The organism is Pseudomonas sp. MH10 (genome assembly GCF_034353045.1).
Taxonomy (GTDB): domain Bacteria; phylum Pseudomonadota; class Gammaproteobacteria; order Pseudomonadales; family Pseudomonadaceae; genus Aquipseudomonas.
Genome location: NZ_CP133783.1, coordinates 3,404,404 through 3,418,034 on the forward strand (window position 1 = coordinate 3,404,404; position 13,631 = coordinate 3,418,034).

Here is a 13,631-nt window from a genome sequence, read left to right on the forward strand (position 1 = left end):
TCTCCTTTTTTATTTGCAAAAATACACGTTAGGAAAAGCATGACAGGGAGAACGAACATGACAGCAAGTCATATCACCATCGACAGAGCTTCAAAAACCGATCTGCAAGGCATCGTTGAGCTTCAGCATGCCAATCAGCTCGCCCAGGGCGGAACGCTGGCGGCAGAGCTGGCGCCTCATCAAATCGAAGAGATGATGCAGGACATGCCGCAGATTATCGCGCGGCGAAACGCAGAGATCGTCGCCTTTTTGATGACAACATCCCAAGCCGTCAACAAAAAGCGCCCCATACCCGTGGTTGAAAAAACGCTACAGGCCTATCCGTATGCCGAGTCCGACGCCTATATCTACGGACCGATCTGCGTCAGTGATGAAGAACGTGGTAACGGCCTGGCGCAACTAATGTTCGAGAAATTGCTTGAGGAGGAGCCTGGCCGCCAAGGCGTATTGTTTATCCGGGGCGACAACGAACCCTCGCTGCGAGCGCATAAAAAAATGGGAATGAACAAGGTAGGAGAATTCGACCTCAATGGGGCCGTGTTCCACGTCTTCGCTTACACAGCCAAAGCACGGCTGCGTCGTTCTTAACGCGTCGCGGTCAAAACTTTGAGGATCGGGCAAGACGTGCGATGAAACGTTAGGGGCAGAGGTGTCTCTGCTCCTAACGGGTTACGCATTACTTAACGGTAATCGTGATCTTCTTCGATTCAACCGACGGGTTCAGCGGGATGTGGCCTTTGTCGCCCATCAGCAATTGCAGGGTGTGCTTACCGGGTGCAAGGGTCAGCTCGGTTTCGGTCTGACCTTTGCCGAAGTGTTTGATGGTGTCAGTTGCCGGAATCGGTGCATCCAGCGGCAGCTCATCTTTCACGTCGATCAGCAAATGATGGTGGCCGGTATCCGGCATATCAACGCCGGCGGGCGCAACGCCCATGCCTTTAAGGCCAAACTGGACCTTGAACGTCTTGCCCACGGTCGCGCCATCTTTGGGCGAAATAATGTATTCCTCGGCGCCTGCGGGCGAAGCGGTACGCGGTACATCAGCTGCGCTCGCCAACACAGAAGCGCTCAGCAACAGACCCGCAATAGCTACTCGTGACAATAAGGTCTTCATGGTTTCTCCGGGAGATTAACGACACATATCGGACTTTAAACAACGACGTCGGTTCATTCGACACTTAGAACGGGTCATCGCCCCGGCGTCGAAACCAACCGGTCAGGGAAAGCCGCTCTCGGGTCGACGGTAGCACTTCATGGGGAATTTCACCCGAAAGAAACACCACCAGACAGCCGCCAATGGGCTGCACATCGTATTCGTTGTCGCCCTTGAGGGTCATGCGCAGTTGGCCGCCATGTTCGGGCAACCACGCGGGGTTCAGGTAAAGCACCGCCGAGACCGTGCGCCGATCATCATCGCGAAAACGGTCAAGGTGCTTGAGGTAAAACGCCCCTGGCGGGTACAGCGCGAAGTGGCTTTCAAAATCCTCCAGCCCGAGAAAAAGCCCTCGATTGAGTGCTTGGCGCAGGCTGTCCATCAGCGCCAGATAACGGTCGCACGCATGGGTTTCCCCCGCTTCCAGCCACTGAATGTGATCACCCCGAATGGTTTCTCGGATTTCCTGGGTATCGCCTCGCCCAACGGCGGCAGGCGCAAGTTGGCCGTCCTCCGAACGCTTGCGGCACTCTTGGGCCAACTCTAGGGTCAGAGCGTCGGGCAAAAAAATGTTTTGCTGCGACCAGCCGTTTGCGGCCAAGTCATCAACGATTCGTAGCAACAGCGGGTGATCAGGGGGGATTCGCATGGCTGGCATAGTATCCATCCGCCTTGAAATCCGACAGGGCCTGCGACCGAACGAGTGTGGAATACAGTGATAACTCGACAAATCCACGCAAGCGCATTGAGAATAGCGCCCTGCTGACAGGAGTCCCTATGCGCCGTTTGTTTGTTTTGTTGTTGATGTTCTGCCCATTGCCCTCTTGGGCAGACGGCCACGACCAGCTGTACAAGGTCGCCGGTTGGCCAGAACAACGCGCGCATTTCGTCGCTGCCCTCAACGCCGCCCAGCAGCGTTACCGCAACAGCCTGCCGCCGGCGGTCTATCAAGCGCTGGTCAATAACAGCAACCAACGCTTTGCGCCGCAGGCCATGGACCAGCGCGCCGAACAGCGTTTACGGCAAACGTTGCAGGACCCAATGCCCGCGCTGCAATTCTTTCAGTCGCCGTTGGGTCTCAAGATCGTCACCGCCGAGCTGACGGCAACTCGTCCCGATCAATTGGCAAAAAATGCTCAGGGTTTGCCGCACATTGAAGCCAGTGCGACCCGTCAGTTATTGATTGGGCATCTGGCCCAGGCGCTGCCTGCGCGCGAAGCAGGAGCCGAAGTCAGCCTCGCCATCGCCGGTGTCGCCGCCGACAGCCTCAGTCAGATGATTCCTGGCCTGTTAGGCGGTGGGCAGGCGCAAGGCATGCTGGACGGCCAGCGGGAGCGGTTGATGCAGCAGATCGGTAACGACATGAACAACACGTTGCTCTATGTCTACCGCGACCTTTCCGACCCCGAGTTGGAAGAATTCGACACCTTTGCCGAATCCCCCGAAGGCAAAGCCTATTACCAGGCCGCCCTGGCTGCGGTCCGTGCCGGACTGGCCGTCGGGAAAAGCGCATCGAGCTTGGCGCCGGGGAAATAGTTTGATGACGCATAAACCGCTTCCCGAATAAATTCGGTCCCACAGATTTCAGCCGAGATCACTGTGGGAAGTTGACTTGCCAACGAAAGCGTCATTGCAAGCGCATCAGGTTTCGGGTCGACATCAGCGGCGCGATTACGGGCCTCTTCGCAGGCAAGCCTGCTCCCACAGATCGGATCGCGGCTGTCAGCAGCGCCTAAAGGTCCGCATCGAACTGCTCATCCAAAAACGCAAAATATTTTTCTCGCAGCACCGGCAACTCATTGGCCAAATGGTGCCGCGCTTCGCCGAGCATGAAGATTTGTGGTTTGGCGAATTTGTCGTTGAGGACTTCGAGGTTGTGCACCCAATCGACGGTCATGTCAGCGTCGCCCTGGACGATCAAGGGGCTGCGGCTGCTGCGAGGTGCGGCTTCGATGCGTTTGATCCACTTCGCCAACGCGCCCACCCATGCCGTTGGCAGACGCCGGGGTTGTAGCGGGTCGGCCAATAGAAATGGCAAAAAGTCCGGGTCGTTGGTGTTTTCGCTAAAGCGCCGCTCGATGCCTTTGACGAATGGGCTGAACAGGCTGTAGCTGAGTTTTGACAGGTTCCAGCCGCGCGGTCGAACCAGCGGCGCCAACAAGATGCTCCGCCCTTGTGCTGGGCTGGTGACGCCATGGATCAGCAAGTGGTCGATCACAATCGCCCCGCCGGTGCTTTGCCCGCACAGATGCCAAGGCTGCGGCAGTTGCAGGCTCGACGCTTCGTCGAACAAGGCGTCCAAGACCACTTGGTATTCATCAAAGTCGTCAATGCTTGCCCGAACGCCACTCGACAAGCCATGCCCCGGCAAGTCGCAGCCGATCACCGCAAACCCCCGGCCCAGCGCCCAGTCGATGACGTGCCGATAGAGCCCGACATGATCATAAAACCCGTGCACCAGAAACAGCGTCGCAATGGGCCGCTCAGGAATCCAGACCTGACTGACCACTTCATAGCCCGCGACATCGAAGCGCCCGAGCCAGCTACGAACAGGTGCCTGGCTCTCGCGGGTCGCTAAACCATAGAAGTGCTGGTAGGCCCGGCCCTCATCGGACAGGGGTTGTCCTGCGCGCAAAGGCAGCAGGCTGGATCGCAAAACATCAGGGTCGAAGGTGACGGGCATGGGTCTTCCAGGCAAAACGGAGGTCATTTGCATCCGAGCAAGGCAATCAGACAGCGCAGATATTCATCTGTCTCGCTAAGCATGGCAAGCTACGCGCCTCAAAACAGAAGCTGCCCGTATGAATGCGCGTTATCGCCCTACCGTTCTTGCCTGTTTGCTCGCCCTTGTTTGCGCGATTGGACTGTGGGCGGCTTACGACTGGTTCCAGGGGCGCTACATTCGCCCGTTCAGCGATCAGACCGCGTTGTTCGCCGGCGACGTGCTGAGTTTGCCTGCTGATTTAACAGGCCCAGGACGAATTCGACTGGTGCATTTCTGGGACCCCGCGTGTCCGTGTAACGTCGGCAATCAACAGCACTTGGCCGAATTGGTGGAACAGTTCGGCGGCGCCCAGGGAGTCGATTTCTATTCCGTACAGAAACCCGGCACCCATGGTCAACTGCCGAGTACGCTGGAGGCGATCAAACCGCTGAACAGCCTGCCAGGTGCCGAACGCATCACCGCCAGCCCTGCCGTCGCGATCTGGGACCGGGACGGCAAGCTGGCGTACTTCGGGCCCTACAGCGAAGGCGCCACCTGTAATTCCAGCAACAGTTTCATTGAGCCGATTCTCAAGGCGCTCAGCGCTGGGCGGCCGGTCGACGTCACGCACACCATGGCGGTCGGCTGTTATTGCCCGTGGCTGGCGCCCTGACTGTGCGTCGTTCGATCAGTGATGGGCGGCCTTGTAGGCGATCACGTAAGGCAGTTTGTCGTGGACAGTTTTGCGCAGCGCTTTGCTGTTCACCGATGAGTAGCCACCCAACTGCCGAGCGTTGAATCCACTGTCACCGACCAATGCGGTCCCCGGCAGCGCCACCATCAAAGCACTCGCCGCCTGCAGCGCTTTGCGGTAACCGCTGCGTTCACCCAGATCAAACGGCGCGATATCCAGCTGCGCCCGCAGCCAGCTTCCCCAATAAAACTCTAGAAACTCTGGAGTAACGCCCGCCGAACTCGGTTTGCCAAACGAAGCGCCGCGGGTGAAATAGACGAGGCTGCGAAACGGGTCGTTCTGCATGTTTTTCAAGCCAAGGTGTTCAGGCAATTGCGACGGGTTGATCGACTGGCCATTGCCGTCCTTCAACCAGGTTTTGTGCGCGTGCTGCATCCGCGTCCAAAACGTAGCGCTGTCGGCACTGTCGCTGAAGTCATCGGTCACTTTGACCCACATCTTCAACTGCGGACCGGCGCCCGGCTGGTCCCACAGGGTGCTGAACGTATGATGCCCATCGGTGAGATAGAACGCGCCACCTGGACCCATCACTACGGTTTTCATGCCTTTGGAATGCGTGCCCACCGGGCTTTGGCAGTCGAAACTGGCAAGATCAAGAAGGTTCGACGCCGTGTTCACTCGGCTGGAATCGCCTTGGCCATTCGTCTCGCAGTATTCATCGAACAACTTTGAACGCTGCTCAGCGAAACGCCCGAGCTTGTAATAGATCTGGTCAAAGCCGATGACCGCTTGGGTCGGGTGCAATTGATCAAGACTGACTTCGACCAGTTCCCCCGGCTTGTGCGTAGACAACGCCTGGGCTTGGAGCGTGAACACACCCAGTACCAAGGCCAGCAGCCATGAACTCATTCGCATCTTCGATTCCTTTCATATCAGTAAGGCCCGAACTGTAACCTTGCAACTGACTACACACCATCACAGCAAATCTGTAGCCTGCAAATCCGGACTGGATCAAAGACAGGACTTCAGATGAAACGCGGCCTAACCGTTCTCGCCCTCCTTCTCGCCGTTGTCATCGCCGTCCTTGCGGGCGCTGGATTTTGGTATGTCCACAGCAAGCAGCCAGCGCGTCAGGGCCAAGTATCGCTGAAACACCTGCAAGCGCCGGTCACCCTGCGCTACGACGAACGCGGCGTGCCGCATATCAATGCCGAAAACGAAGCAGACATGTACCGTGCCTTGGGCTATGCGCAGGCTCAGGATCGGTTGTTTCAGATGGAAATGATGCGACGCCTGTCCCGTGGGGAATTGGCCGAAGTGCTGGGCGTCAAGCTGGTGGGCACCGACAAACTGTTCCGCAGCCTGCGAATTCGCGAACGCGCTGACGCCATTGTTGCGCAACAGGACAAGCAAGCGCTGTCGTGGCAAGCACTCGAAGCTTACCTTGATGGCATCAACCAGTATCAGGACACCCACGCCAGTCCCATCGAGTTCGATGTGTTGGGCATCAAGAAACGGCCCTTCACTGCCGCAGACACCTTGAGCGTCGCCGGGTATATGGCCTACAGCTTTGCCGCCGCGTTTCGCACCGAACCGTTGTTGACCTACGTCCGCGATGAATTAGGACCGGAGTATTTGAGTATTTTTGATCTGGCGTGGCAGCCCAAGGGCGCGTTTGGTCAGCCGCCACTCGTCAAGGCGGACTGGAAAGGTTTGGACGCCCTGGCGCAGCTCAGCCAACGCGCGCTGGAAGACGCCGGGCTGCCGCAGTTTGAAGGCAGTAATGCTTGGGTAGTTTCCGGCAGCCGAACCAAAAGCGGCAAGCCGTTGTTAGCGGGTGATCCGCACATTCGCTTCTCGGTGCCGTCGGTGTGGTACGAGGCGCACCTGTCAGCACCCGGCTTCGAACTGTACGGACATCATCAGCCGCTGGACCCGTTTGCAGCGCTGGGCCACAACCGCGACTTCGGTTGGAGCCTGACCATGTTCCAGAATGACGACGTTGACCTGATCGCCGAACGGGTCAATCCAGGGAACCCCAACCAAGTGTGGTACCACGGTGGCTGGGTCGAGATGACCCACAGCCAGCAGCAGATTCAGATCAAGGGTTTGCCGGCGATAACCCTGGACCTGCGTCGCTCGCCCCACGGCCCAATCATTAACGATGCGCTGGGTGCGTCGGCGGGCCCGGCGCCGATTGCTATGTGGTGGTCATTTCTGGAATCCGAAAACCCGATCATCGAAGGTTTCTACGAGGCCAATCGCGCCGACACCTTGAGCAAAATGCGCACGGCGGCGCAGAAGATTCAATCGCCAGGGCTGAACATCGTCTGGGCCAACGCCAAGGGCGATATTGGCTGGTGGGCTGCCGCGCAATTGCCTATTCGGCCTGAGGGCGTCAACCCGACGTTCATTCTCGACGGCGGCACGGCGGAGGCCGACAAAGGTGGGTTTTATCCGTTCAGTGCCAACCCCCAGGAAGAAAATCCTGCACGGGGTTATATCGTGTCGGCCAATGCGCAACCGGTATCGCCGACCGGCATGGAGATTCCCGGCTATTACAACCTCGCCGACCGTGGCCAGCAGTTGAACAGGCAACTGAATGATTCGGCGGTGAAGTGGGATCTGGACAACAGTAAAAAGCTGCAACTGGGTACGCAGACGGCGTATGCCGGACGCGTATTGAAACCGCTGATCCCGGTGTTGCGCAGCGCCGTGACCGACCCGGAAGAACGGGCGCTGGTAGAACGGCTGGTCAGTTGGAAGGGCGACTACTCGCTGGATTCAGTGGGTGCCACGCTGTTCAACGAGTTCGTCTATGACCTGATCAACGCCACGATGCGAGACGAACTCGGCGATGGTTTTTTCGACTCACTGCTGGCAACGCGGGTGATTGATGCCGCCCTACCTCGATTGGTGGCCGACGCCGATTCGCCATGGTGGGACAACCGCAATACGCCGGCCAAAGAAACCCGCGCCGACATCGTCAAGCAGGCATGGCACGACAGCGTTTCGCACCTCAGAGCCGTGTATGGCAACAACGCGTTTGATTGGCAGTGGGGCAAAGCGCACACCTTGACCCACGAACACCCGCTGGGCATGCAAAAACCGTTGGATAAACTGTTCAACGTCGGCCCGTTCCCGGCGCCAGGGACTCATGAAGTGCCGAACAACCTGTCAGCGCGTATCAGCCAAGCGCCATGGCCGGTGACCTACGGGCCATCGACACGTCGTTTGATTGATTTCGCTGATCCTGCACACAGCTTGGGAATCAACCCGGTTGGACAAAGCGGCGTGCTGTTTGACGAACACTACTCGGATCAGGCCAAAACCTATGTCGAAGGGGGGTACGTGCCACAGCATCTTGACGAGGCGGATGTGGCGGCGAGTACCCGCGCGACATTGAGGTTAGTTCCAGCCAAGTAAATTCCCTGCAGGAGCCAACGTGTTGAGCTGCCGAAGGCTGCGAAGCCGGGACGGCTTTGATAGCAAGCAGCCGCAAATCCTGTGGGAGCAGGCTTGCCTGCAAGAGGCCGGGTAATCGCGCCGCTGATGTCGACCTGAAACCTGGGTCGCTTGCATTGACGCTTTCGTTGGCAAGCCACCCACAGAGATTTCGGCAGACACAGAATAGTAGGCACTGAACATCTGATCGCAGCCTTGCGCAGCGCCTACAGAACTTTGTGTGTGTCGCCAGAATCCGTGGGACCGAATTTATTCGGGAAGCGGTCTATCTGGTACACCGCATCAAGCCATTCGCGAATGAATTCGCTCCCACAGTCGCTGGAAACCTCTGACTTACGCCGGTTCTACGGCCTTTGGCGCGGGTGCGCGGCGTGGGTCGGGTTGTTTCCATGAGTCGGCCGCGGCCTCGTCGATAGCCAATTGGATGGCGCGTTTACGCGAGTCTTCAGCTCGACGGGTAAAGAACCAGACCATAAACGTCGCAATCGATACCGCCAAAAGGATCAAGCTGGCAATTGCGTTGATTTCCGGTTTAACCCCCAAACGCACAGCCGAGAACACTTCCATCGGCAAGGTGGTTGATCCTGGCCCGGAGACGAAACTCGCGAGCACCAAATCATCCAGCGACAGGGCAAACGACATCATGGCCCCTGCCGCCAGCGACGGCGCGATCATCGGAATGGTGATCTGAAAAAACACCTTCCATGGCCGCGCACCAAGGTCCATGGCCGCCTCTTCGATGGACAGGTCCAGCTCGCGCAAGCGTGCCGACACCACCACTGACACATAAGCCGAACAGAACGTGGTGTGGGCTATCCAGATGGTGACGATGCCGCGCTCCTGCGGCCAGCCAATCAATTGCGCCATGAACACAAACAACAGCAACAACGACAGACCGGTGATCACTTCCGGCATCACCAATGGCGCGGTCGCCAGCCCACCGAACAAGGTGCGGCCTTTGAAATTGGCGATACGGGTCAGCACGAACGCCGCCATTGTGCCCAATGCCACGGCGGCGACAGAGGTGTAGCACGCGATTTCCAATGAACGCGCCACCGCGCTCATCAATTGCGTGTTATCCAGCAGACCGACGTACCACTTGATCGACCAACCGCCCCACACCGTCACCAGCTTGGAGGCGTTGAACGAGTAAATAACCAGGATGACCATGGGCGCATAAATGAATACCAGGCCCAGCACCAGCATCACGTTTGAGAACCTGAACGCCTTCATGCTTTCGCCTCCAGTTCTTTGGCCTGACTGCGGTTAAACAGAATAATTGGCACGATCAGGATCGCCAGCATGACCACCGCCAACGCCGATGCCACTGGCCAGTCACGGTTGTTGAAGAATTCTTGCCAGAGGATTCGGCCGATCATCAACGTCTCGGGGCCGCCTAACAGTTCCGGGATCACAAACTCGCCGACCACGGGAATAAAGACCAGCATGCAACCGGCGATGATTCCGTTTTTCGACAGCGGCACAGTGATCTTCCAGAAGCTGTTAAACGTACTGGAGCCCAAATCCGACGCCGCTTCCAGCAAGCTTTGATCGTGTTTCACCAGATTGGCAAACAGCGGCAAAATCATGAACGGCAGGTACGAATAGACCACGCCGATGTACACCGCCAAATTGGTATTGAGGATTTGCAGCGGCTCATGGATCAGCCCCAGCCACATCAGAAATGAGTTGAGCAGCCCGTTGTTACTGAGAATGCCCATCCACGCATAGACTCGAATCAGGATCGCGGTCCAGGTTGGCATCATGATCAGCAGCAGCAAAACGGTCTGGCTTTCCTTTTTCGCCGTCGCGATGCCGTAAGCCATGGGGTAACCGATCAGCAGGCACAACAGCGTGCTGAAAAACGCCATTTTCAGCGAGCCCAGGTAAGCGGCGATGTACAACTCGTCGTCGCCCAGCATCGCGTAATTGCCCAGGTTCAGAATCATCGAGAACTTCTGTTCTACGAAGCTGAAAATCTCGGTGTACGGCGGGATCGCGACGTCTGCCTCAGCAAAGCTGATCTTAAGCACGATGATGAACGGCAGCATGAAAAACAGGAACATCCAGATAAAGGGCACCCCAATGACCATCTGCCGGCCACCGGGAATTATTCGAGTGAGTGCGCGCTGAAATTTCTGATTTTTCATGAGCGCAGTACCACGCCGCTGTCGTCTTCCCACCAGACGTAAACTTCGTCATCCCAGGTCGGCCGCGCGCCACGACGCTCGGCATTGGCCACGAACGACTGAACCAGCTTGCCGCACGGCAGTTGCACGTAGAACACTGAATGCCCGCCCAGGTAAGCGATGTCATGCACCTTGCCCCTGGACCAGTTGTGTTCGCAGGTCGGCATTTCAGTAGTGACCAGCAGCTTTTCAGGGCGAATTGCGTAGGTGATGCGCTTGTCTTCCACCGAGGTACTGATGCCGTGGCCGACGTAGATATTACGTTCCAGTTCTGGGCTTGCGATCAGCGCATGGCCTTCGGCGTCGTCGATGACTTCGCCTTCGAACAGATTGACGTTGCCGATGAATTCACACACCAAACGGCTGGTGGGGGTTTCGTAGATGTCGATCGGGCTGCCGATCTGCGCGATCCAGCCCAAGTGCATGATCGCGATGCGCTGGGCCATGGTCATGGCCTCTTCCTGATCATGGGTCACCATGATGCACGTCACGCCGACTCGCTCGATGATCTCCACCAATTCGAGTTGCATGTGCGAGCGCAGTTTTTTATCCAGTGCGCCCATCGGTTCATCGAGGAGCAGTAACTTCGGCTTTTTCGCCAACGAGCGCGCCAAGGCCACCCGCTGCCGTTGGCCACCAGACAGCTGATGCGGCTTGCGCTTGGCGTACTCGCTCATCTGCACCAGCTTGAGCATCTCTGCGACACGGGCGTCGATTTCCTGGCTGGAAATTTTGTCTTGTTTCAAACCGAAGGCGATGTTCTGCGCCACAGTCATGTGGGGGAACAGCGCGTAGGACTGGAACATCATGTTGATCGGCCGCTCGTACGGCGGCATGTCAGTGATGTCCACGCCGTCGAGGTAGATTCGGCCTTCGGTTGGTCGTTCGAAACCCGCAAGCATGCGCAGCAACGTGGACTTCCCTGAACCCGATCCGCCGAGCAAGGCGAAAATCTCGCCCTTGTTGATCTGCAGGGACACGTCGTCCACGGCAATCGTCTCATCGAACTTCTTCGTAACCCGGTCGATTTTGACCAGCACCTGTTTAGGTTGCTGATCTCCTTCGAGGGCTTTCTTATAGGCGCCGGAGGCAACTGCCATGTGGTGGAACTCCCAACAAAATTTTCAGCCCGACCAACACAGCCGGGCCAGGATTTTTTATTTGCCCGACTTGACCTTGGTCCAGCTGCGGGTCATCAATCGTTGCACCTTAGGCGGCAATTCAGCATTGACGTAGAGCTTGTCCAGTACCTCTTGCGGTGGGTAAACCGCAGCGTCGGTCCGTACCTTTTGATCCATCAGTTCGTCAGCCTTTAGGTTCGGGTTGGCGTAACCGACGGTGTCGCTGACCTGAGCGATCACCTCAGGTTTCAGCAAATAGTTGATGAACGCATGGGCTTCTTTAACATTACTCGCGTCGCGGGGGATGGCGAGCATGTCAAACCACAGATTGCCGCCCTCTTTCGGGATCGCGTAGGCGATTTTCACGCCTTTACCGGCCTCCGCCGCGCGGGCCCGAGCCTGGAACACATCACCGGAAAAACCGGCGGCGACGCAAATGTCACCATTGGCCAGGTCCGTGATGTATTTCGACGAGTTGAAGTAGGTGATGTAAGGCCGTACCGCCAGTAATTTCGCCTCGGCTTTGGCGTAGTCGTTGGGGTCTTCGCTGTTCGGTTTCAGGCCCATGTAGTTGAGCACGGCGGGAATCATCTCATCGGCTGAGTCGAGAAAAGCGACGCCGCATTTTGAAAGTTTCTTGATGTTTTCCGGCTCGAACAGCATGGCCCAGGAGTCGATTTTATCGACACCCAGCACCGCCTTCACTTTATCGACGTTGTAGCCGATGCCGTTGGTGCCCCATAGATACGGCACTGCGTATTGGTTGCCTGGATCATTCTTTTCCAGACGTTTGAGCAACGCCGGATCAAGATTGGCGTAGTTGGGCAGTTGGGATTTGTCGAGTTTCTGAAAGGCGCCAGCTTTGATCTGCTTGCCCAGAAAATGGTTGGACGGCACCACTACGTCGTACCCGGTATGCCCGGCGAGCAGCTTGCCTTCGAGGGTCTCATTGGAATCGAAAACGTCGTACACCGGTTTGATATGAGTCGCCGCTTCGAAATCCACCAGCGTGGTTTCGCCGATGTAATCCGACCAATTATAAATATGCACAGTGGGTGCCGCATAAGCGCCGACCGCCAAGGTCAGGCCTGCTCCCGCCAGCATGGTTTTGCGAAATAAAGAAAGATGCATTGAAGTGGTCCTTTCCATGAGGACATCAACCTCTGTAGGAGCCAACGTGTTGGCTCCTACAGAAAGCCGTTATTTACCGGATTTGATAGTGGTCCAGCTGCGGGTCAGCAAGCGCAGCGTAGGGGCTGGCAAATCGCTGATGGCATACAGTTTTGCCTGGATCTCAGCCGGTGGATAAACGCCTGGGTCGCTGGTGATGTCTTTATCAACCAGAGCGGTGGCCGCTGCGTTGCCGTTCGGGAAGTGCACGCTGTTGGTGATGGCCGCCATGATTTCTGGCTTCATGATGAAGTTCATGAATTTGTAAGCGCCTTCAACGTTCTCGGCGTCTTTAGGAATGGCAACCATGTCGTAGAAACTGCCAGCGCCTTCTTTCGGAATCGAGTAGCTGACTTTGACCTTGTCACCGGCTTCAGCCGCGCGGGCTTTGGCCTGATACACGTCACCCGAGTAACCGACCGCTACGCAAACGTTGCCGTTGGCCAGGTCGGAGATGTATTTGGAGGAGTGAAAGTACGCCACGGATGGACGAATTTTAAGGAACAGCTGTTCAGCTTTTTTGATCTGGTCCTTGTCTTGAGTGTCGGTCGCGAAACCCAGGTAATGCAGGGCCACCGGCATCATTTCGGTTGGCGAATCGAGGAAGCTGATGCCACAACCTTTGAGCTTGGCAGCGTTCTCTGGCTTGAACACCAGGTCCCATGAATCCACCGGAGCGTCTGCGCCCAATGCGGCTTTGACTTTTTCGGCGTTGTAACCGATCCCGATCGAACCCCACATGTACGGGAACGCATGCTTGTTGCCCGGATCACTGGCCTTGCCGACGGTAGCCAATAAGGCCTGGTTAAGATTTTTCCAGTTCGGCAGCTTGGACTTGTCCAGCTCCAGGTAAACGCCGGCCTTGATCTGCTTGGCGAGGAAGTTGTTGGACGGCACTACAACGTCATACCCGGATTTGCCAGCCAGCAATTTGGCTTCCAGGGTTTCGTTGCTGTCGAAGACGTCATAAACGACTTTGATGCCCGATTCTTTTTCAAACTGGGCGATGGTGTCCGGTGCGATGTAGTCCGACCAGTTATAGATGTGCAGCACTTTGTCATCGGCCTGAGCAGCAGCGGCCACGACACCCACAAGGGACAAGGCGAGAAGGGTCTTGCCAAATATTTTCATGCGT

Annotated in this window: 13 protein-coding genes; 4 read left to right on the top strand and 9 right to left on the bottom strand. The window is 57.0% G+C overall.

The genetic code is table 11. From position 1 onward, the window contains the following. Positions 1-57: 57 nt before the first annotated feature. Positions 58-588: a GNAT family N-acetyltransferase gene (locus tag RHM59_RS15050; protein WP_322184315.1), complete on the top strand. Its 531-nt coding sequence runs from the start codon at positions 58-60 to the stop codon at positions 586-588. Positions 589-676: 88 nt separating this feature from the next. Here the strand turns inward: RHM59_RS15050 and RHM59_RS15055 are convergent, their stop codons facing one another. Both RHM59_RS15055 and RHM59_RS15060 read right to left on the bottom strand, forming a co-directional pair. Next, complete coding sequence (locus tag RHM59_RS15055; RefSeq protein ID WP_322184317.1) at positions 677-1,114, bottom strand: DUF4399 domain-containing protein; 438 nt, start codon at positions 1,112-1,114, stop codon at positions 677-679. A gap of 64 nt (positions 1,115-1,178) precedes the next feature. Continuing rightward, complete coding sequence (locus RHM59_RS15060) at positions 1,179-1,811, bottom strand: 2OG-Fe(II) oxygenase (protein WP_322184319.1); 633 nt, start codon at positions 1,809-1,811, stop codon at positions 1,179-1,181. Positions 1,812-1,930: 119 nt separating this feature from the next. On the opposite strand from RHM59_RS15060, the gene RHM59_RS15065 reads away from it, so the two are divergent. Beyond that, on the top strand, positions 1,931-2,689 hold the full coding sequence (locus RHM59_RS15065; protein ID WP_322167172.1) for a hypothetical protein: 759 nt from the start codon (positions 1,931-1,933) through the stop codon (positions 2,687-2,689). Positions 2,690-2,885: 196 nt separating this feature from the next. On the opposite strand, the gene RHM59_RS15070 is transcribed toward RHM59_RS15065, so the two are convergent. After that, complete coding sequence (locus tag RHM59_RS15070) at positions 2,886-3,836, bottom strand: alpha/beta hydrolase (RefSeq protein WP_322184321.1); 951 nt, start codon at positions 3,834-3,836, stop codon at positions 2,886-2,888. Positions 3,837-3,954: 118 nt separating this feature from the next. Between RHM59_RS15070 and RHM59_RS15075 the strand changes: the two genes are divergently transcribed. Continuing rightward, positions 3,955-4,530, top strand: coding sequence for a DUF6436 domain-containing protein (locus RHM59_RS15075; protein WP_322224584.1), 576 nt, complete (start codon positions 3,955-3,957; stop codon positions 4,528-4,530). Positions 4,531-4,545: 15 nt separating this feature from the next. Here the strand turns inward: RHM59_RS15075 and RHM59_RS15080 are convergent, their stop codons facing one another. Then, positions 4,546-5,466 (bottom strand): ParB/Srx family N-terminal domain-containing protein, encoded by a 921-nt coding sequence (locus RHM59_RS15080; RefSeq protein WP_322224586.1) that lies wholly within the window; start codon positions 5,464-5,466, stop codon positions 4,546-4,548. A gap of 114 nt (positions 5,467-5,580) precedes the next feature. Between RHM59_RS15080 and RHM59_RS15085 the strand changes: the two genes are divergently transcribed. Then, a complete protein-coding gene (locus tag RHM59_RS15085) occupies positions 5,581-7,977 on the top strand; it encodes a penicillin acylase family protein (RefSeq protein WP_322224588.1) in 2,397 nt (798 codons plus the stop codon). A 372-nt stretch (positions 7,978-8,349) separates the two neighbouring features. Here RHM59_RS15085 and RHM59_RS15090 read toward each other — a convergent pair whose 3' ends face one another. The 5 genes from RHM59_RS15090 to RHM59_RS15110 all read right to left on the bottom strand — a co-directional run bounded on the left by RHM59_RS15090 (position 8,350) and on the right by RHM59_RS15110 (position 13,627). Continuing rightward, positions 8,350-9,249: an ABC transporter permease subunit gene (locus tag RHM59_RS15090; RefSeq protein ID WP_322167167.1), complete on the bottom strand. Its 900-nt coding sequence runs from the start codon at positions 9,247-9,249 to the stop codon at positions 8,350-8,352. Beyond that, positions 9,246-10,127, bottom strand: coding sequence for an ABC transporter permease subunit (locus tag RHM59_RS15095; protein WP_322170648.1), 882 nt, complete (start codon positions 10,125-10,127; stop codon positions 9,246-9,248). The genes RHM59_RS15090 and RHM59_RS15095 overlap by 4 nt, the downstream gene beginning before the upstream one ends. Positions 10,128-10,162: 35 nt before the next feature. Beyond that, positions 10,163-11,305 (bottom strand): polyamine ABC transporter ATP-binding protein, encoded by a 1,143-nt coding sequence (potA, locus tag RHM59_RS15100; protein WP_322167166.1) that lies wholly within the window; start codon positions 11,303-11,305, stop codon positions 10,163-10,165. A 57-nt stretch (positions 11,306-11,362) separates the two neighbouring features. Beyond that, a complete protein-coding gene (locus tag RHM59_RS15105; RefSeq protein ID WP_322167165.1) occupies positions 11,363-12,457 on the bottom strand; it encodes a polyamine ABC transporter substrate-binding protein in 1,095 nt (364 codons plus the stop codon). Positions 12,458-12,526: 69 nt separating this feature from the next. Then, positions 12,527-13,627, bottom strand: coding sequence for a polyamine ABC transporter substrate-binding protein (locus RHM59_RS15110; RefSeq protein WP_322167164.1), 1,101 nt, complete (start codon positions 13,625-13,627; stop codon positions 12,527-12,529). Positions 13,628-13,631 lie beyond the last annotated feature (4 nt).